The organism is Mesorhizobium captivum (assembly GCF_033977165.1).
GTDB classification, from domain to species: domain Bacteria; phylum Pseudomonadota; class Alphaproteobacteria; order Rhizobiales; family Rhizobiaceae; genus Mesorhizobium; species Mesorhizobium captivum.
In genome coordinates this window covers 18,883-38,372 of the sequence record NZ_JAVIJB010000031.1, presented here as the reverse complement: position 1 = coordinate 38,372, position 19,490 = coordinate 18,883, and the positions used below count along the sequence as shown (strand labels likewise).

The 19,490-nt window shown below is 60.4% G+C and carries 15 protein-coding genes; 11 read left to right on the top strand and 4 right to left on the bottom strand.

Going from position 1 to position 19,490, the window contains the following annotated elements; translation table 11 throughout:
- Positions 1 to 42 precede the first annotated feature (42 nt).
- On the bottom strand, positions 43 to 714 hold the full coding sequence (locus RFM40_RS23695; protein WP_320218921.1) for a class I SAM-dependent methyltransferase: 672 nt from the start codon (positions 712 to 714) through the stop codon (positions 43 to 45).
- A 228-nt stretch (positions 715 to 942) separates the two neighbouring features.
- Between RFM40_RS23695 and RFM40_RS23690 the strand changes: the two genes are divergently transcribed.
- From RFM40_RS23690 to RFM40_RS23680, 3 genes are all read left to right on the top strand, one after another.
- A complete protein-coding gene (locus RFM40_RS23690; RefSeq protein WP_320278325.1) occupies positions 943 to 3,657 on the top strand; it encodes an ABC transporter ATP-binding protein in 2,715 nt (904 codons plus the stop codon).
- A gap of 103 nt (positions 3,658 to 3,760) precedes the next feature.
- Positions 3,761 to 4,210: a cyclic nucleotide-binding domain-containing protein gene (locus RFM40_RS23685; RefSeq protein WP_320228980.1), complete on the top strand. Its 450-nt coding sequence runs from the start codon at positions 3,761 to 3,763 to the stop codon at positions 4,208 to 4,210.
- Between the two features lie 133 nt (positions 4,211 to 4,343).
- Entirely contained in the window at positions 4,344 to 5,198 is an 855-nt protein-coding gene (locus RFM40_RS23680; protein ID WP_320271425.1) for an MBL fold metallo-hydrolase, read from the top strand.
- Positions 5,199 to 5,249: 51 nt separating this feature from the next.
- Here the strand turns inward: RFM40_RS23680 and RFM40_RS23675 are convergent, their stop codons facing one another.
- Together RFM40_RS23675 and RFM40_RS23670 are read right to left on the bottom strand one after the other, a co-directional pair.
- Positions 5,250 to 6,020 (bottom strand): polysaccharide deacetylase family protein, encoded by a 771-nt coding sequence (locus tag RFM40_RS23675; RefSeq protein WP_320228982.1) that lies wholly within the window; start codon positions 6,018 to 6,020, stop codon positions 5,250 to 5,252.
- A complete protein-coding gene (locus RFM40_RS23670; protein ID WP_320278324.1) occupies positions 6,017 to 7,105 on the bottom strand; it encodes a glycosyltransferase family 4 protein in 1,089 nt (362 codons plus the stop codon). Before RFM40_RS23670 ends, RFM40_RS23675 begins: the two co-directional genes overlap by 4 nt.
- A 77-nt stretch (positions 7,106 to 7,182) precedes the next feature.
- On the opposite strand from RFM40_RS23670, the gene RFM40_RS23665 reads away from it, so the two are divergent.
- The 7 genes from RFM40_RS23665 (at position 7,183) to RFM40_RS23635 (ending at position 16,967) form a co-directional block, all read left to right on the top strand.
- Positions 7,183 to 8,361 (top strand): DUF3095 domain-containing protein, encoded by a 1,179-nt coding sequence (locus tag RFM40_RS23665; RefSeq protein WP_320228984.1) that lies wholly within the window; start codon positions 7,183 to 7,185, stop codon positions 8,359 to 8,361.
- Positions 8,362 to 8,838: 477 nt separating this feature from the next.
- Positions 8,839 to 10,179 carry an adenylate/guanylate cyclase domain-containing protein gene (locus RFM40_RS23660; RefSeq protein WP_320278323.1) on the top strand — a complete coding sequence of 447 codons (1,341 nt, stop codon included), beginning with the start codon at positions 8,839 to 8,841 and terminating at the stop codon, positions 10,177 to 10,179.
- Between the two features lie 141 nt (positions 10,180 to 10,320).
- Entirely contained in the window at positions 10,321 to 12,216 is a 1,896-nt protein-coding gene (locus RFM40_RS23655; protein WP_320228986.1) for an ABC transporter ATP-binding protein, read from the top strand.
- Positions 12,213 to 14,111, top strand: a complete 1,899-nt coding sequence (locus tag RFM40_RS23650) for an ABC transporter substrate-binding protein (RefSeq protein ID WP_320228987.1) — start codon at positions 12,213 to 12,215, stop codon at positions 14,109 to 14,111. Before RFM40_RS23655 ends, RFM40_RS23650 begins: the two co-directional genes overlap by 4 nt.
- 2 nt (positions 14,112 to 14,113) lie before the next feature.
- Positions 14,114 to 15,112, top strand: a complete 999-nt coding sequence (locus RFM40_RS23645) for an ABC transporter permease (RefSeq protein ID WP_292300796.1) — start codon at positions 14,114 to 14,116, stop codon at positions 15,110 to 15,112.
- Positions 15,109 to 16,290 (top strand): ABC transporter permease, encoded by a 1,182-nt coding sequence (locus tag RFM40_RS23640; RefSeq protein ID WP_320228988.1) that lies wholly within the window; start codon positions 15,109 to 15,111, stop codon positions 16,288 to 16,290. Before RFM40_RS23645 ends, RFM40_RS23640 begins: the two co-directional genes overlap by 4 nt.
- Before the next feature lie 197 nt (positions 16,291 to 16,487).
- Entirely contained in the window at positions 16,488 to 16,967 is a 480-nt protein-coding gene (locus RFM40_RS23635) for a class I SAM-dependent methyltransferase (protein ID WP_320228989.1), read from the top strand.
- Positions 16,968 to 16,989: 22 nt separating this feature from the next.
- Here RFM40_RS23635 and RFM40_RS23630 read toward each other — a convergent pair whose 3' ends face one another.
- A complete protein-coding gene (locus RFM40_RS23630) occupies positions 16,990 to 18,405 on the bottom strand; it encodes an adenylate/guanylate cyclase domain-containing protein (protein ID WP_320228990.1) in 1,416 nt (471 codons plus the stop codon).
- Between RFM40_RS23630 and RFM40_RS23625 the strand changes: the two genes are divergently transcribed.
- A complete protein-coding gene (locus tag RFM40_RS23625; RefSeq protein ID WP_320228991.1) occupies positions 18,404 to 19,432 on the top strand; it encodes a hypothetical protein in 1,029 nt (342 codons plus the stop codon). The two genes, RFM40_RS23630 and RFM40_RS23625, sit on opposite strands and share 2 nt — an antisense overlap.
- Positions 19,433 to 19,490 lie beyond the last annotated feature (58 nt).

Sequence of the window (19,490 nt, the reverse complement as noted above, 5' to 3'; positions counted from 1 at the left end):
GTCGTTGTCCCATAAACGCTACGCCCTCTTGGGCGAAATGCCTCAAACAGTTCCAATCAGCATGAAGCGCGTATAATTTTTTGTCGGCAGCTCGCCGGAGAACCGCACCTCCCGTAGCGCCGCCATTGCTTCGAAGGCTGCAAGTGAAGCCACGCAATTGATGTGCGTTGGCTCGCTGAAATAATCGTTCGATTGCAGCAGTACATTCGCGCCCCGCGGAAGCAGAGCAAGCCAGGCGCGCAGATCGGCTATGTGTTCGCAGCTCGTATTGACCGTCAGGTCGGGCCGTCCGGCCGCATAGTCGAGTGCGTACATATCTGCCGTCAGCGCCCGGAACCGGTCACCGGCTTCCCGGTTGAGGGTCCGAGCGACCGGCGCGACTTCGGGATCGATGTCGATACTATCGACCGCCGCGATGTCGAAGCGGGCGTCGTTGAAAAGCATTGCCGGCAATACGCCGTACCACCCACCCAGAACCCATATGCGCCCGAACCGGCCGCCGCAGCTTTCGAACAGCCTGTCGAGCGCCCACATCTTGCAGGCGACCTGCTTGTGGTTGAAGGCGTTGGCGATATCGGCCTTCGGATGCTTGGCGATGACGCGCGCCAGCCCCGCCACGAGAGGGCAGTCGACATAGGCGGCAATTCCCCGCGTGAGATCCGAGGCTTGCTCGTGCCAGTCCATGCCGGCATTGCGTGGTTGCATGATATCCATCATATTCGTCTTGTATGTTGGGATCTCGGGCGACACAACGCAATCTTGCCTCCGGCAAGGCTGCTTGATTCGCGGACATAACTATGTTGCAAGCCGCTTCGCCATTGCCCGGTGCCGGAGAGAGCCGCTTGCATCTGTCCGGATCATCGGCATCCATCGACCAGCACCAGCCGCGCAGCCGCGGCCAGGTGCTTTCACAACCTGCTTCCTTCCACCTGAAATAGTCGCATGGAACCCAGCCTAGCCCGCTATATCTGGACGCACACCAGGAAGCAGCAGCTCTGGATATTGACGATCGTCCTGCTTTCGATGATCCCGTATTTCATGTCCTTCGACCTGCCGAAGCTGATCGTCAACGGCCCGATCCAAGGTAAGGGCTTCGAGCAGCCGGGCGCGACCCAGTCATTCATGAGGCTACACTATAACCTGCCGTTCATTGGAGAGGTGCAGTTCTTCTCCGGTTTTCAGCTCGACCGCACGGCGACGCTGTTTGCCCTCAGCGTTGTGTTCCTCTTGCTCGTCATCATAAACGGGCTGTTCAAATTATACATCAACACCTACAAGGGCCGCCTCGGCGAACGCATGCTGCGGCGTATCCGCTTCGACCTGGTCGATCGTGTGCTGCGGTTTCCGCCTATTTATTTCAAGCGGGTGAAATCCGCGGAGGTGGCGACCATGGTGAAGGACGAGGTGGAGCCGCTTGGCGGCTTCATCGGCGACGCCTTCCTGCAGCCGGTATTGCTCGGCGGCCAGGCGCTGACGGCCATGCTGTTCATCATGGTCCAGAACTTCTGGCTCGGAATGATAGCGGTTGTGATCGTGGCGATCCAGATCGTGCTCATCCCGCGAATGCGGCGGCGGCTGATCGTGCTCGGGCGCAAACGGCAGTTGACGGCGCGCGCGCTTTCGGGCCGGGTTGGCGAAATCGTCGACGGCATCGGCGCGGTTCACGTCCACGATACGTCAAACTACGAGCGCGCCGACATAGCTGCGCGGCTAGGGCTCATCTTCAAGATCCGCTTCGATCTTTACCAATGGAAATTCATGGTGAAGTTCCTCAACAATTTTCTCGCGCAGCTCACGCCCTTTCTATTCTACATGATCGGCGGATACCTGGTCATCCAGGGGCGGCTGGACGTCGGCCAGCTCGTGGCCGTGATCGGCGCCTACAAGGACCTGCCCGGACCGATGAAAGAACTGATCGACTGGGATCAGGATCGGCAGGATGTCCAGGTCAAGTATCAGCAGGTCGTTGAGCAGTTCACCGTCGAGGGTCTCATCGCGCCGAGAATCGGGGCATTGACGATCGACGATCCCGATCCGATGACCCGCCCGCTGTCGGCGATCAGTCTATCCATAGCAGACGATGGCGGTGCAATGCTCCTCGACCGTATCTCCCTCCAGGTCAAGCCCGGTGAGACGGTGGCGCTGGTCAGCACCGCAACAGGCGGAGCGGAGGCGCTTGCGGAAGCCTTCGCGCGGCTGAACTGGCCGACCAGCGGAAGGGTCGCTTCCGGCACCGACGACCTGCTTGAACTCCCGGAAGCAGTAACCGGGCGGCGCATGTCCTATGCCTCGTCGGATGTTTTCCTGTTCCAGGCAAGCCTGCGCGACAACCTGCTCTACGGATTGAAGCATGCGCCCCTGACATCGGTGCCTTATGACGGTGCCGCGGCAGAGCAGCAGCGCTGGAACATCGACGAGGCGCGCCGGTCGGGCAACCCCGATCTTGATATCCACAGCGACTGGATCAACTATGCTTCCGCCGGCGCGACTGGCCCGCACGACCTCTTTGAAGCCGTGCGGCGGGTGCTCGACGCGGTTGTTCTGTCACGCGACATTCTGGATCTCGGCTTGCGCTCTTCGGCCGACCTCACGCGTCACACGGAGCTTGCCAGGCGGATCGTCGAACTGCGTGCTGCGCTGCGAACCAGGCTGGAACGCGAAGGGCTGAGCGAACTGGTGGTTCCTTTCGAACCGGGCGCCTACAACAAGGAAGCAACGATCGGCCAAAACCTGCTCTTCGGCGCTGCCGCCGGCCCCGATCTGGCCGACAGGGCTCTCGCGGCCAATCCGTATTTTGCTTCCGTGCTGAGGCAAGCCGGCCTCGACCGCACGCTCTATGAAATGGGCATGGAGATCGCCCAACAGGCGATCGAGCTGTTTGCCGACCTGCCGCCCGATCACCAGTTCTTCCAGCAACTCGCCTTCATGAGCGCCGAGGAGATACCCGCCTACGAAACCTTGCTGCAACGGCTCAAGAACCGTCCGTATGAGGCGGTTTCGGAGAACGACCGCGCCATGATCGTCACCCTGAGCTTTGCCTATATCGAGCCCCGGCACCGCTTCGGCCTGCTCAGCGACGAGCTGATGAGCAAGATCGTCGCTGCACGCAACCGGTTCTATGAAAATCTGCCCCCCGAGCTGCAAAATGCGATCGAACGGTATGATCCTGCCAAATACATTGCCGCAGCCACCGTGATGGATAATGTCCTGTTCGGGCGTGTGGGCAACAACCATCCCGATGCGCCGGATCGCATTCGGTCCATCGTCTATGACATTGTTGACGAATTGGGGCTTTATGCCGAACTTCTGGATGTCGGCCTGGACTTCAACGTCGGCGCCGGCGGCAGGCGGCTGACGGGTGGACAGCGACAGAAGCTTGATGTCGCCCGGGCCCTGCTCAAGCGTCCCGATTTTCTCATTCTCAACCGCCCGCTGTCGGCGCTCGACCAGCGCATGCAGGATAAGGTGCTTCGAAACGTACTCGAGGAAGCCAGACGCGACGGCCATTCGCCGGCAATTGTGTGGGTCGTGACGAATCCGGCAATGGGGACGATGTTCGATCGCGTCGTCGTCTTCGATTCGGGTCAATTGGTGGAAGACGGAACACACGAGACACTTTTGGCAGGGAACGGTATCTTCAAGGAACTGGTGTCGTAGAGCGACCCGACATTCGGATGGGATCATTCTGCCGGTGGGAACTGATTTCAACTGAGCGTCCGTTGATCTAGTCTGGCAAACGCGAATTTTGAGGTTTGCGACAATGCTGCTCAAGGATGAAGTTGGAATGCTGCAACGCGTTCCCTTGTTCTCAGGCATCGAGCCGACGAAGCTCAAGCTGCTTGCGTTCACATCCGATCGCGTGAGCTACAGCGCCGGCCAGATCCTTTTCCGGCAAGGCGACGAGGGAGACGCGGCCTATGTCATCCTTTCAGGCACGGCGGATATTCTGGTCGATTCCGACAGCGGACCGATAAAAGTTGCCGAATTGCTGCCAAATTCGATTGTTGGCGAGATCGCCATATTGTGCAACAGCTCCCGCACCGCCACCGTCAGAGCGGCAAGTCCGCTGGAGGTCTTGAGAATCCGCAAGGATCATTTTCTGAGGCTTATGAAGGAGTTCCCGGAAATGACTATCGAGATATTGCGGGTTCTTGCCGATCGCCTGAGCCATACGACCGCGGATCTGATCGACGCACGAATCGCCAGATAACGAATGACGTGCGCTCAATCCTCGCCGTCGTGACGGCACTGGCCTCCTGCTGAGAATATCTTCCGGAGAAACCCGTCTCGCCTAGCAGCAGTTGTTTGGCTACGATGGGCGACGGGGACTGCGAAGGGCTAGCATGGACGACGACGTTTTCCTGGTCAGATTTTGGGGCGTGCGCGGCAGCATTTCGGTATCGGGGCCAGAATTCTCTCGCTATGGCGGCAACACAATCTGCATTGAGATGCGGTGCGGCAAGCATACGCTTCTGTTCGACGCGGGCTCCGGCATACGGCCTGCCGGCTGGGAGCTTCGGGCGTCGGGCGTGAACGATTTCGACTTGCTTTTTACCCATTGCCATTACGATCACATCATCGGCCTGCCGGCTTTTGCGCCGATCTATGACCGGAGCGTCAAGGTTACGCTTTGGTCCGGGCATCTCGCAGGACGCATGACGACCCGGCAGATGGTCGATGAGTTCATGCAGCCGCCGTGGTTTCCGGTGAAACTGGACGTCTGCAAGGCAAGCCTCGACTACCGCGATTTCGTATCCGGGGACGTGCTTCGGCCGCGCGAAGGGGTGGTGGTCCGAACCGGCAGTCTTTTCCATCCAGGCGGCTGCATAGGCTACCGGGTCGAATGGGGCGGCCGCGTCGTGGCGGTGATCACAGACACTGAGCACGAGCCGGACAAACTCGATCAGGCGGTGCTCGACCTGATCGAAGATGCCGACCTCGTCATTTACGACTGCACCTACACCGAGGAGGAAATGGAACGCCGCCGCGGTAACGGGCACTCGACCTGGCAACAGGGCGTCAAGCTCTGCGATGCGGCCGGTGCACGGGGGCTTGCGCTGATTCACCACGATCCGACCCGCACCGACGAGGAACTGGACGAGATCGAGAAACTGGCCAAAGGCAGGTTTGCCGGCGCTTTTGCCGCACGGGATGGCCAGACGCTCAAGTTTCCAGTCTCATTGCGCAAAAAGCGCTGAGCTATTTGCCTCTATCTCCTTGTTTTGACGCAATTCCGAACGGAAAACCGCTCACACTTTTCCTGGAATTGCTCTACTCGCGCTGCGCCCGATCAATGTCCTGATCGGAAGCCATGCGCAGGCTTCAGTCTGTGCGGTGACTGTGAACAGCCGTTCGAGGAAAAGCCAGGCCGATTCATCATGTACGAGATGGTGGGTGAGCAGGCCGACCGGCTCGCCGCCGTCGCGCCGCAATTGCGCGATGATAGCCTGAACCAACAGGTCATGATCGCGGCAGCCGCGCGTGCCATGCCAATCCATGATGTCGACATTGCTGTTGACGACCGCCAGTGAAGCCGGCTTCGGCGGCCCATAGACCGACAATGCCGCAAATCCTATCGATCCAAGGTCGGATACCAAGCCGGCGTCGATCCTGTTCCAGGGTGGCACCAGCATCGGAACGGCACGTGCGCCGTGCAGGCCGGTCACGTGCGACAGCCCGCGAGCCAGATCATCGAGCACCGCCTCGCGCGGCCGATGCGCGCCGAGCTCCTGCTTTTTCTGGTCCTCGGGCGCATGATTTCGGTGCGCCCAGCCATGGGTGGCGACCGTGGCATGCGGCGCCTCGTCAAGCCGGACGACAAGCTTCTCATCAGTCAGCGCCGGAATGACGGCCAGAGTGACCGGAACCGCGAATTCAGCGGTGAGGGCGAGCAGCCGATCAAGCGCAGGCGTCGGATCCACGGCGTCATCGTCGCGAAGCCAGAACTCTGCCTTACGGTCCGCCCGTTGCCGGCACGCCAGTTCTTCCACCAGGGGCTGCCAGATCTGATCGGATGTCATGAAACCGGGATCTTCGCAAGAAGTTCGGCCAGACGCGCCACTGCAGCACCGAGGGAACGTTCTTCGAGGATGAAACGTCTGGCTTCCGCGGCCATGACGGTTCTTTCGTCGTTACCAGCCAGAAGCCTTTCAATGGCGGAAGCGAACGCCGCCACATCGCCCGGCGGGGTGAGAAGCCCGGTGCGGCCATGCCGCACGACCTCCGGAACGCCGGCGATGTCCTGAGCCACCACCGGGAGGCCGGCGGCCTGCGCTTCAAGATAGGCAACGCCATAGGCCTCGCCGCAACCCGGCCAGACGTAAATTCCCCCACTGTAGAGGACATCCGGCACGGCGGCTGGCTCGATCGCGCCAAGCCATTCGATACGGTCGGCCGGCAAGCCGGCGAATTGCGCTTTGACCTCGTCGCGGGCAGGCCCGTCCCCGACAACCGACATGGTCCAGGGCAGATGGCCGATCGGACGGAGCGCTTGCGCCAGCATGCGATAGCTTTCGGCTTTGTCGCCCGGGCGCATCATGGCGACGGTAACGAGGCGCGTCGGACAACCCCGTGCCGGCGTTTCCCGGAACAGCGATGTGTCGATGAAGGGCGAAAGCATACCGAGAGCGGCGCCGGGAAGCGCCTCTGTCAGTCCCTGACGATCCCTTTGCGTGAAGCAGATGTTCAGCGCTGCCTGTTCGACGGCTCGCATCACCAACGCTTGCGTGTCGGCCCACAAACCGGCGTTGCGCCGCCTCGAATAGGAGGCTTCCGCAGTCACATAGGGGACAGCGAAGGCCGACGCCAGTTCGGGCCCGATCAGGTCGGGCGCCTTGTAATAGGGATGATAGCAGAACCAGAGATCGGGCTTGCCGTTACGATCCCAAAGCTTGGTCAACCGCGCGGCTTCCTCTCGGGCCGCGATCTTGAGCGCATCGAAACTTTTCGATTCCGGCTCGCGTAGATAGAAGCGCAATTCGGATGCCAGTTCGACGCTATGCCCTCCATGCTCCAGCGCCTTGACCAGCATCCGTGCCATCTGGCGGTCGCCGGAGGCAACGGGATCGTTGGGCGACTTCAGCGGCGCGTAGAAGGCAATTCGCATCGCCAGACCCTATCATCGGAAAGCCGGTGCAAGTCAATTTTTCGAAGCATGATCGACATCACCTTCAAGCAGTGGGAATGTGCTATCTGACGCTCATGGAAACAGCTGCCGCGCCCGACCCGTTTGTCGCTTCTTTGCCGGTCTTCGCAAAGTTCGAAAGCGTTGCCGATATCGATAACTATCGTCCCATCCCGGATGGCTGGGCGCTGGCCACCGCCGATATCGTCGGCTCGACCAAGGCGATCGGGGCTGGGCGCTATAAAACCGTCAATATGGCCGGCGCCAGCGTCATTTCGGCGCTGCTCAATGCGCTGGGTCGGCAAGATCTTCCCTTTGTCTTCGGCGGCGACGGCGCGCTCGTGGCGTTTCCGGGCTCGGCGCTGGCGGTCACCCGCAACGCGCTGGCGGCTGTGCAGAGATGGGTGGCGGACGAACTGGACCTGACCTTGCGCGCCGCAATCGTGCCGATAGAAGATATAAGAGCGCAAGGCCTCGACGTTCGGGTGGCGAGGTTCCGGGCCTCCGAAGCGGTCTTCTATGCCATGTTCGCCGGCGGCGGCGGCAGTTGGGCGGAAGCCGAGATGAAGGCGGGGCGCTACCGCATCGATCCAGCGCCGGCCGGCGCACGTCCGGATCTGACCGGTCTCTCCTGCCGCTGGAACCCGATCGAAGCCCGGCATGGCGAAATCGTCTCGATCATAGCCATACCGGGGGTATCGCGCGACTTGCGCGGTTTTCAGTTTCTGGCTTCCGACATCATCGCCCTTGCCGGCAGGCAGGAACGCGACGGCCACCCGGTGCCGGTGAACGGGCCGGACTACAGTCTACTGCCCGCCGGTCTCGATATCGAGGCGCGGGCCACGGCGCCGGCAGGACGGCGGTGGCTGGCGAAGCTGTGGGTAGTGTTCCTGATGACGCTTACGGCTGTCACCGATCGATTTGGCTGGACGATCGGCAGTTTCGATCCGAAGGTCTACAAGCGCGACGTGGCAAGCAATTCGGATTTCCGGAAGTTCGACGACGGCTTGAAAATGACCATCGATGTTGACGCGGATGTGTTGCAACGGATCGAGAACCGGCTGAAACAGGCGGAAGAGGCGGGCATCTGCAACTATGGCCTGCACCGCCAGAAATCGGCCTTGATGACATGCCTCGTCGCCTCGCCGCTGCAGCGCGATCATATTCACTTCATCGATGGCGCCGCCGGCGGTTATGCGATGGCGGCCGCAAGCCTGAAGGGGAAGGTGCCGGTCTAACGGCTTGCGGAAATCGATTCTCCGCAAAATGCTTCGGCCATGATTCCTAGAGCAATTCCAGGAAAAGTGTGTAACGGTTTTCCGTCCGGAATTGCGTAGAAACAAATAGTTAGAGCAGTTCGCCGTTTCCGTGAAACGGTGAACTGCTCTAGGACCATAGTGAGCCTCGCCATGCGAGCGGATAGTCTGTCTGGATTGACGGGAAGGCAGATTTTTGGACGCCTCGCGATCGACATGTGATCGTCTTCTGAACCGCGTCTGGGCCAGCGAATTTTTTGCCTGATGATTGTGATTGCACTCCGTCGACAGCCTCGCCACATAACGCTCCAGAAGATAGATGCAGTTACGTCTGCTTCCTGCAAGGACAGTCATTCGGGAATTCTTCGCCGGCATTTGCCGCCGAAGCCGGGTTAATTGACTTTGAGGGGGTGGCGGGTCAAAGGAGAATGGCTCGTCTTCGACGGGTTTGGAGATCGCATGAGCACAGCGCAAGCAGAAATTTCCACCATTCTGATGGATAAGGTTGCCGATTGGCTGAACCAATCGGCTCTGGCGGGCAACGACCTGGAAACATTGGTAAAAGGCTTTTGCGAACGGCTGGCTGCTGCCGGCCTGCCGCTGAAGCGGGTGCATTTGAGCTTTTCGATGCTTCATCCGCTTTATGATGCGCTTGGCTTCACCTGGGTTCGCGGCAAGGGCATGGAAGTGGAAGGCTTCCGCCATAAGGCCGGCTTGCCGTCTGAAAGATTCCTGACCAGCCCATACTACCATCTGCTCAGCAACAAGCTCGAGCATCTGCGACGCCGGCTCGACCCATCGGTGCCATCGGAGTTTCCTGTTTTCGATGACCTCCGGCTTATGGGCATCACCGATTACATGGCTTTCGTCCTTCCCTTCAGCGGCAACACCAGTCAGGGCATGATGGGGTCCTGGTCCACCGACAGTGCTGCCGGCTTCAGTGACAGCATGATTTCGGCGCTGCTGCGCATCCAGAGCCATCTCGCCATCGCAACCAAGATGGCGGTGCTCACCAAGCTCGCCGACAACATGATGACCACTTATCTCGGCGGCGACGCCGGCAGGCGCGTGCTTGACGGTCAGATCAAGCGCGGCGAGGGCGATACGATCCGGGCCGCACTGGTCATGGGCGACATGCGCGGGTCGTCAAGGCTTGCCGAAACCTCGGGCCGCGAAATCTATATCGATACGCTGAACCAGTTTTTCGACGCCGTTGCTGCACCTTTCAATCGCAAAGGCGGGCAGATCATGAGTTTCATCGGGGATGGCTTCATTGCCGTCTACCCTTGCGAAAGGCATCGCTCGCAGTCCGAGACCGCCTGCCAGGCTGCTCTTGCGGCAGCGCACAAGGCCACGGCGCGCATGGTGGATCTCAATCTGCGCAGAAAGGAAGAGGGGTTATCCGACATAAAATTTGGTATCGGTCTGCATGTCGGCAATGTGATGTTCGGCAATGTCGGGCTTACCGACCGGCTCACATTCTCTGTCTTCGGCTCGGCTGTAAACGAGGTTCAGCGCCTCCAGATCCTGACCAAGAAATATCCGCACAGCGTTCTCGCCAGCAAAGACTTCGCCAGCTATTGTGGTGCCAACAGTTGGCTGACGCTCGGCAACGAGGAACTGCCTGGCATCAAGCAGAAGCTGACGGTGCTTTCACCCGATCTATCGGGCGCTCTCGCACTCGATGAAGACGGTGCGCTGGAGCCGATTTACGACCGAATGTCGGATGCCGAGCGGGTCATGCTGCTTCATCGCGATGCCTCGCGGCTATCGGCGGGCGACCGGAGGAAGCTCCAGTAACCGCCATCACCTGACCCGAACGCGCGGTAGGCGGTCTAGTCGCCGGTTCCGCCACCGGCGACCGTTGCGAATCCAAGTTGCTCTAGGCTGGCAATGCGCTAGTCTCGCTTTCTGGACTTGCCAGAGTGGGGCTGGGGTAGAATGAATTCGGGAGTTGATCTGCTGCGGATCGAAGATGTTGGCATCTCTTTTGCCATCATCGGGGGACCGCTGCATGCCGTCAGGCGCGCAAATCTTCGCGTCCTGCCCGGCAAGGTTACCGCGCTTGTGGGCGAGTCAGGTTCCGGAAAATCGGTCCTCAGCCAGGCGGTGATGGGCATTTTGCCAAGCTCAGCCCATGTTCGCGGCCGTATTCTGTTTTCCGATCCTGAAAAGCCCGGCACGACGCAGGATATCCTGCAGATGCCGCGTGATGGACCCGAAATCCGGGCGTTGAGAGGCAGCCGCATCGGCAAGATCTTTCAGGAGCCGATGACATCGCTATCGCCACTGCACACCATCGGCAATCAGGTTAGCGAATCCCTGCAGATTCATTCGCCTATGGCTCGGGCGGAGCGCAAGGCGCAGACCGAGGAAATGCTCAGCCTTGTCGGCTTTCCCAATCCCAAACGCGCCTATCACATGTATCCCTTTGAACTTTCAGGAGGATTGCGTCAGCGCGCCATGATCGCCATGGCGCTTATCTGCCGGCCGGCCCTGTTGATCGCCGACGAGCCGACGACGGCGTTGGACGTCACCATCCAGGCGCAAATCCTGCAATTGCTGCGCGGGCTTCAGACCAAGCTGAACATGGCGATGCTGCTAATCACGCACGATCTCGGCGTGGTCGCCAATGTCGCCGACGAGGTGGTGGTCATCTACCATGGAGAGATCATGGAAGCGGGACCTGTCGAGGCGATTTTCCGCCGGCCAGGCCACCCTTACCTGAAGGGCCTGATGGCAGCCGTTCCGCATTTCGACCTGAAGCCTGGCGAAAGGCTGAAGGCGCTCCGTGAGGTGCCGGTGAATGTCGGGAACCTGCTCGGCAAGCAGACGGCGCCGGCATCGAAGGGACCGGACGACATCCTGCTGTCGGTCAGGGATCTGAAAAAGGTCTTCACCATCCACAAGTCCGGATGGTTCGGCGGGGATCATCAAACCACTGTTCGCGCCGTGGACGGTGTGAGCTTCGATATCAGGCGGGGTGAGTGCCTGGGCCTGGTCGGCGAAAGCGGCTCCGGCAAAACCACCGTCAGCAAGATCCTCATGCGGGCTGTCACCCCCAACGGCGGCTCTGTGATCTTCAACGGCCGCGATGGAGCGATCGACGTCTTGCAAGGCGACGGAGACGCCCTGCGTATGCTGCGCGCGAAAATCCAGATGGTCTTCCAGGATCCGGTTTCATCGCTTTCACCTCGCATGACGGTAGAGAACATCTTGAGCGAGCCGCTGGAAATCCATCAACGTGGCAATGCCGCGTCCCGTCTCGCCACGGTCAAGAGCCTGATGCAGGCAATCGGTCTCGATCCGCGCTTCATCAAGCGCTATCCGCACAGTTTCTCCGGCGGGCAGCGTCAGCGTATCGGCATCGCGCGCGCGTTGGCGCTGGGACCTGAACTGCTGATCTGCGACGAGCCGGTTTCGGCGCTCGATGTCTCTGTCCAGGCGCAGATCCTGAACCTTCTGAAGGACCTGCAGAAGGAACTGGGCCTGACCTATCTGTTCATATCCCACAATCTGGCGGTGGTGGACTACATGGCAGACCGCATCGCGGTGATGTGCGGCGGGCGTATCGTCGAGCTTGCGCCGCGCGAAGTTCTGCTCAGGAAACCGGTCCACCCCTACACACGCTCGCTGGTCGCCGCAGTGCCTTTCCCAGACCTCGACAGGCCGATGGATTTCAACACGCTGAAGCTCATCGGCGCTTCCGACACCAGCGCATGGGGACCGCAATTCCGCGACGAGGGCGACGAGGACATGCTGTCGCCGCTCGATCTTGGCGGCGGCCACCTCGTGCTGGCCCGACGTTCGGCCGATGTCAGCGAGCTACGCCATTGATCAGCCGGCGCACAGTCCTTGGCTTCATGGCTTCGGCGTTTCTGCCGGGCACCTTGCGTGCCGGCGATCTGGAGCCGGAATTTCTTCAGCCGCAGCTGAAGGCCAGGGCGCTGCCGGCACTCGCCGAACGCCTGCCCAAGAGCCCGCGCACGTTGAATCTCGCTGCGATGGGCCGGCAGCCCGGCCGGTATGGCGGCACGCTGCGCACGATTATCGGCAGCCAGAAAGATATCCGGATGATGACGATCTACGGGTATGCTCGCCTGGTTGGTTATGACGAAAAGCTCAACATGCAGCCCGACATTCTCGAAAGTTTCGACGTAGCGGATGATCGCGTCTTCACTTTCAAGATACGGGAAGGACACAAATGGTCTGACGGTAGCCTGCTGACGCCAGAGGATTTTCGCTATTGCTGGGAAGATGTCTGGCTGAACGATGAGCTTTCGCAAGGCGGACTCGCCCCTGCCCTGCTGGCGGACGGCAAGCCGCCGCGCTTCGAGATCGTCGATCCTTTGACGGTCCGTTATAGTTGGGATGCGCCCAATCCCGACTTCCTGCCCAAGCTCGCTGCCGCTTCGCCGCTATCGCTCGTTCTGCCGGCCGCCTATCTCAAGCAGTTCCACAAAAAATACCAGGACCCATTCCGGCTCGCCGGCCTGATGAAGGAGAACCGGGTCCAGAAATGGACGCTCCTGCATATCCGCATGTCGCGGCAGTATCGCCCGGAGAATCCGGATCTGCCGACGCTCGATCCCTGGCGGAACCGGACCAAGCCGCCGGCTGAGCAGTTCGTCTTCGAGCGGAACCCGTTCTTTCATCGAATAGACGAGAATGGCCGGCAACTTCCCTATGTTGACCGGATCGTCATGAATGTCAGCTCGTCGGCGATCATTTCCGCCAAGACCGGCGCGGGCGAGAGCGACCTGCAATGCATGGGAATTGATTTCAGCGATTACGCCTTCCTGAAGGATGCGGAGAAGCGCTACCCGGTGAAGATGCATCTCTGGAAGCGCACACAGGGTTCGCGGCTGGCGCTGCTGCCCAATCTGAATTGTGCCGACCAGGTGTGGCGCGGCCTTCTTCGCGACGTGCGCGTGCGCCGCGCGCTTTCGCTCGCTGTGGACAGGCGCGAGATCAATCTGGCCGTCTTCTACGGATTGGCGCAGGAAAGTGCCGATACGGTCCTGCCGGAGAGCCCGCTCTACCGGCCGGAATTCGCGAAAGCCTGGGTCGCCCATGATCCGGACCAGGCCAATGCCCTGCTCGACGAGGTCGGGCTTAAGACGCGTGACGATGACGGCCTGCGGATACTTTCCGACGGGCGCCCGGCGCAGATCGTAGTGGAAACGGCCGGCGAAAGCACGCTGGAAACCGACGCGCTCGAACTCATCACCGATCACTGGCTCCAGATCGGCATCGCCCTGTTCATCCGGACTTCGCAGCGCGACATCTTCCGCAGCCGTGCGCTTGGCGGCCAGATCATGATGTCGATGTGGTCGGGCATCGACAATGGCGTGCCGACCGCCGACATGAACCCGTACCAGCTGGCCCCCACCATCGACGACCAGCTGCAATGGCCGCTCTGGGGCGCTCACTACTTGTCTCATGGCACGGTCGGTGAGGCGCCCGATCTTCCGCCTGTGGTCGAGTTGATGGCTTTACTCAAGCGCTGGAACGCATCGACCGAAGCCGCCGAGCGCGCCGAAATCTGGAATTCAATGCTGTCGATCTACACCGATCAGGTGTTTTCGATCGGCACGGTAAACGGAACGTATCAGCCGGTCCTGGCATCCTCGCGGCTTCGCAATCTGCCTGACAAGGCGCTCTACGGCTACGACCCGACCGCCTATTTCGGTGTCTACATGCCGGATACATTCTGGCTTGGAGAGTCCTGAGCGTGCTTCGATATATTGTCTGGCGCATCGCTGTGATGGTTCCAACGCTGCTGATCATATCGGCGCTGGTGTTCACGATCATCGAACTTCCCCCAGGCGACTACTTCGACAGCTATGTCGCCGAGCTTCGGGCTCAGGGCGAAGCGGTGGATTCCGATCGCATCGAGATGATGCGGAAGGAATATGGCTTCGACAAGCCGCCGGTCATTCGCTACTTCTACTGGGTCGGCGGGATGCTGCACGGCGATTTCGGCTATTCCTTCGAATATGAGTTGCCGGTTCGCGACGTCATCGGGGACCGAATGTGGCTGACCGTGATGGTTTCCTTCGTCACGATCGTCTTCACTTGGCTCATCGCCTTTCCGATCGGCATGTACTCCGCCACGCATCAGTACAGCTGGGGCGACTATGGCCTGACTTTCTTCGGCCTTCTCGGGCTTGCCATTCCGAACTTCATGCTGGCGCTGATCCTGATGTATTTCGCCAACATGTGGTTCGGCACGTCCATCGGCCATCTCATGGACCAGCAATATCTCGGCGAGCCGATGAGTTGGGCCAAGGCGAAGTCGATCCTCGCCCATCTCTGGATCCCGGTCTTGATCATCGGCACCGGCGGCACGGCAAGCATGATCCGGAGGCTGCGCGCCAATCTGCTCGACGAGCTTCACAAGCAATATGTCGTGACGGCTCGCGCCAAGGGCCTTCATCCCTTCAAGGCGCTGGTCAAATATCCGCTGCGCATGGCGCTCAATTTCTTCATTTCGGATATAGGCTCCATCCTGCCGGCCATCATCTCCGGCGCCGAAATCACGGCGATCGTGCTGTCTTTGGAAACGACCGGACCGATGCTGATCAAGGCGTTGCAAAGCCAGGACATGTATCTGGCAGGGTCGTTCCTGATGTTCCTCGCCTTCCTGACGGTCATCGGCGTCCTGATTTCCGACCTGGCGCTGGCGCTGCTTGATCCGCGAATTCGATTGCAGGGCGGCAGCACCAAATGAACACCCAATCGCCGCTGCCCGCGCCGGGTGCCCCGCTGCAACACTACGTTTCCATCGCGCCCTTTGACCTGGAGTCGGTCGAGGCGATGACGCCGGAGCAGTCGAAGGTCTTTCAGGCGTCGCAGTTGCGGCTGATGTGGTGGAAATTCCGGCGGCACCGGCTGGCTTTAATATCCGGCATATTCCTGGCGGCGCTTTATTTCGGGATACTGATATGCGAGTGGCTGGCGCCCTACAATCTACACACGCGCAACATGGACTACATCTATGCGCCGCCGCAGCGGGTGCACCTGTTCCACAACGGCCAGTTCGTCGGGCCCTTCGTCTATGGCCGCCAGATGATGCTGGATATGGACACGCTCAAGCGGAACTACGTCGACAAACAGGATGATGTTCAGCGGATCCGTTTCTTCTGCAAGGGAGACAGTTACCGGTTCTGGGGCCTGATCGAAGGTGACAGGCATTTTGTCTGCCCTGCCGAAAACGGCCAGCTCTTTCTGGCCGGCACTGACAGGCTGGGGCGCGATGTGCTCTCGCGCATCATCTATGGCGCACGCATTTCACTGACAATCGGCCTTGTCGGCATCAGTTTCAGCTTCCTGCTCGGCATAGTCATTGGAGGACTGGCCGGCTATCACGGCGGTATCTTCGACCTGATCGTTCAACGGATAATCGAAGTTCTGCAATCGATCCCCAGCATTCCGCTATGGATGACTCTGGCGGCGATCATGCCGATAACCTGGAGTCCGATTCTGATCTATTTCGGCATCACCGTCATTCTCGGGCTGCTCGACTGGACTGGACTGGCGCGGGCCGTGCGTTCAAAGCTTCTAGCCTTGCGGGAGGAGGATTACGTTCTGGCCGCGCAATTGATGGGTGCCAGCAGCAGCCGCATTATTCGGCGGCACCTCATTCCAGGCTTCATGTCGCATCTGATCGCTGCGGCGACGATCTCCATACCCGGCATGATCCTGGGCGAGACGGCGCTGAGCTTCCTCGGGCTCGGCCTGAGGGCGCCGATCACCAGCTGGGGCATTCTGCTCACCGAGGCCCGCAGCGTCAGCGTGATCGCGTTCTATCCATGGCTGCTCTTGCCGATCCTCCCCGTCATTCTCGTCATCCTGGCGTTCAACTTCCTTGGCGACGGCTTGCGGGACGCCGCAGACCCCTACAAATGAGATTGCTATTCCACTGCGCGGCGCGCCGGTAAGGTCCTTGTCGGCGGCCTGTTCGATTGTTGCAATGTTCATTGTTGGCCTCTATACGCGGCAAGACTCGATCGGGGTTAACGCGCCGTCCTCGGGTTTCAGCCGCCAAACGCTCTGGTCGGGGGCATTGCCGATTTCGTGGACCGGTTCAGGACATACAATCGCATATGAGTCGCCTCGACAGTTTCATCCGCAGGATGACGGCACAGCGCGACATTCTCGATCAAGTCTGCGCAGAAGTGGCGAAGATGGAGGGGCCGGTGATCGAGTTCGGCCTCGGCAATGGACGGACGTTCCACCATCTGCGCGAGCGCTTGCCTGGACGCCGGATCGTAGCGTTCGACCGCGCGCTTGCCGCACACGCCAGCTCAATTCCCGAGCCTGAAAACCTCGTGCTCGGCGAAATACGCGAGACGGCGACCAGGTTCATCGGCATCGATGCCGCTCTTGTTCATGCCGACATCGGCACCGGTTATGAAGATCGCGATGCAGTGACCGCTACCTGGCTTCCCGATCTGACCGCGCGCCTGCTACGTGTCGGCGGCATCGCGGTCAGCGGCACGCCGCTCGATCACCCGCGGTTGCAACGCCTCCCGCCGCCGCCCTCGGTGCCCGCTGATCGCTATTTTATTTGTAGGCGCGTGTGAGAGGCCGAAACAACCCAAGACTTCAGGGGATGGTGTAGACTGCTATCTCCCGATCAATGCCGCGCAATGAGACCTCGTGGGCCACGGGCGTCAGCGCGTTCCTTTGCAACAGATCGGCGGTGAGATTGTCGTCGACCACCGCACGAGTGGCGAAGATCGCCTGTGCGTTGGCAAGGTTCTGGACCCGCGAAGCGATGTTGACCGTCTGGCCGAAATAGTCCTGCCGCTCATTCATGGACACCGCGATGCAGGGGCCGGCATGGACTCCGATCTTGAGCAGCAGATCCTCGCGACCGCTCTTGTCGTTGAGCGCACGCATGGCATCGCGCATCCTGAGGGCCGCGGCAATCGCACGATCGGGCGTCGGGAAGGTCGCCATCACCGCATCACCGATCGTCTTCACCACCGCGCCTGCCTCCGCCGCGACGATCTCGTGCAGAACCTGGAAATGCTCGCGCACGAGATCGAAGGCTGAAAGGTCGCCCACCCGCTCGTAAAGCTCGGTCGATCCGCGCAGGTCGGTGAACAGGAAGGTCAGGCTGGTGATCTTCAGGCGCTGGTTGATGTCGAGCGTATCCGTGCGATAGAGATTGCGGAACGTCTGGTTGGTGAGCAGGCGCTTGGCGGTCAGGAAGGGCCGGCGTTTGCCCAGGAGATCATGCAATTCGTGGCCGGCGATGAAGACCGCCGGCAGCACGCGGGTGTCGGTCCTGTTTTCCAGCGAAATGCGCAACGGGCCGGGTTGCATCTCCAGCGTCTGGTTCTGAACATGGTCGCGATCGAAGACCAAGGAGAGGCTTCGGCGCTCCTTTGTTGGTTCGCCCTTCACGTCGATGAACTGCACTGAATGGGTGACCGGCTCGAAGACGATGATGAATTCGGATGGAAGCTGTACGGGCAGAACCGCCCTTTCACCGGGCGCAAGCTCGATATCCTCGAGCGAGAACGCTTCCATCGTTTTCGCGAAATCTTCTTCCGGCAGATCGACGCCCGACGCCCAGTAGATCTGGCGGAAATATTCCACCAACGGCAGTTCGTGTGGATTGTGCGCGGCAATCCTGCGCACGCGGGGACTGACGGTGAATGTCACCTCGACCATCTCGTCGAGGGTCGGCGAATAGCCCGTCGAGCACAGCGCGCAGGTGTATTCGTCCTTCTGCAGGGTTTTCAGCGTGGCGTTCGTGTCGAGCACGCCGCCACAGCCGGGGCATAGAACATTCCAGGAAATGTCGAAAATGCCCACCCGCGCCGCATGGAGGAAGGCGCTTATGGTGCGTTCCTCGTCGAGGCCATGCCTGCTGGCGAAGGCCGGCGCATTGATGCGGCAAAGCTCGCGGTCCTCGCCCTCCGCGATGGTTCGCCTGATCGCGTTGATTGCCTGTGGATCGACGTCGGTCGATTGCCGCAGAAGCGAGAACAGATCCTGAGCTTCGTTCATGGTGCAGGCTCCGGAAAATGCGCCCCGAGCGGTGTTGACCGGCCGGTACTCGGTCCGAGCGTTCCATCTTACTTCGAAACGGACCGTACGGCCATTCGAATGGATAAGTCTGATGACAGTTCAATTTCCGTTCGGCGGATTTTCACCGGCCGCAACCGGCACTATGATGGTCCCTAGGGCATTCATCTTTGGGGCTTCTCCCATGCCGACATCCGACAACCCGCCATTTCCCGCGGCCCTGCGGCTTTTCTCGGCGGTTGTCATCATCGTCCTGATCGTAGGCGCCGGCCTGTTTTTCGCGCCTGTGCTGGTCAAGCCGCGCTGGCCCTGGGCCGTCACGCCGTTCAATGCCCGCTTCCTCGGGGGCTTCTACACGGCCGAAATGGTGGTGATGGCGGCGCTGCTGCTCTGGAATCGCTGGTCGCCCGGCAGGCTCGTGCTCGTTATGGCCTTCATCTTCACCGTCATCGTGTCGGGGGCCTCGTTCGTCAATCTCGGCTATTTCAACTTCGAGCGCAAAGCGCCCTGGCTCTGGTTTTTGGTCTATCTGGGCTCGGTCGCTGTATCCGGGCTGTTCCTGTGGCGGACCAGGGCCCGTCCTTCTGCAAAAGGCGTGGCCTTAAATCCCGCATGGCGCGGTTACATGGCGGTGGAATCGGCGATCCTTGGGCTCTATGGCGTCGGCCTGCTGCTGTTCCCCCTGCCATTCAGCGGCTTCTGGCCATGGCCGATCGATGGCTTCCACGCTCAGGTCTACAGCGCCATTTTCCTCGCCGGTGCCGGCGGTACATATCTCGTCTGGAGAAGCGCGCCGCGCGAGGAACTGCTGGTGCTCGGCCTGGCGCAGTTTCTGGTTGGCCTGCTTGCCATCCTTGGCCTCGCCCTCACCGACGCTGCGGTGCACCGGATCGACTGGAGGGCGACCGGGACATTGTGCTGGCTCGCCCTTTTCGGGTGGATCGGCGTCAGCGGCGTCTTTAAACTCTACGCCGCCTCGCGGTATTTTAGCTCGCAATCGGCATCATAGGTTGCAGAGACCGCTGGATTTTCAGGTGCCGTCCGGTGCATCGTGCCGGGCCGATTGT

Coding starts and splice junctions, on each gene's coding strand:
- RFM40_RS23695 (WP_320218921.1), bottom strand. CDS start 714: ATGGATATCATGCAACCACGCAATGCCGGCATGGACTGGCACGAGCAA.
- RFM40_RS23690 (WP_320278325.1), top strand. CDS start 943: ATGGAACCCAGCCTAGCCCGCTATATCTGGACGCACACCAGGAAGCAG.
- RFM40_RS23685 (WP_320228980.1), top strand. CDS start 3,761: ATGCTGCTCAAGGATGAAGTTGGAATGCTGCAACGCGTTCCCTTGTTC.
- RFM40_RS23680 (WP_320271425.1), top strand. CDS start 4,344: ATGGACGACGACGTTTTCCTGGTCAGATTTTGGGGCGTGCGCGGCAGC.
- RFM40_RS23675 (WP_320228982.1), bottom strand. CDS start 6,020: ATGACATCCGATCAGATCTGGCAGCCCCTGGTGGAAGAACTGGCGTGC.
- RFM40_RS23670 (WP_320278324.1), bottom strand. CDS start 7,105: ATGCGAATTGCCTTCTACGCGCCGCTGAAGTCGCCCAACGATCCCGTT.
- RFM40_RS23665 (WP_320228984.1), top strand. CDS start 7,183: ATGTGCTATCTGACGCTCATGGAAACAGCTGCCGCGCCCGACCCGTTT.
- RFM40_RS23660 (WP_320278323.1), top strand. CDS start 8,839: ATGAGCACAGCGCAAGCAGAAATTTCCACCATTCTGATGGATAAGGTT.
- RFM40_RS23655 (WP_320228986.1), top strand. CDS start 10,321: ATGAATTCGGGAGTTGATCTGCTGCGGATCGAAGATGTTGGCATCTCT.
- RFM40_RS23640 (WP_320228988.1), top strand. CDS start 15,109: ATGAACACCCAATCGCCGCTGCCCGCGCCGGGTGCCCCGCTGCAACAC.
- RFM40_RS23635 (WP_320228989.1), top strand. CDS start 16,488: ATGAGTCGCCTCGACAGTTTCATCCGCAGGATGACGGCACAGCGCGAC.
- RFM40_RS23625 (WP_320228991.1), top strand. CDS start 18,404: ATGGTGCAGGCTCCGGAAAATGCGCCCCGAGCGGTGTTGACCGGCCGG.
- RFM40_RS23630 (WP_320228990.1), bottom strand. CDS start 18,405: ATGAACGAAGCTCAGGATCTGTTCTCGCTTCTGCGGCAATCGACCGAC.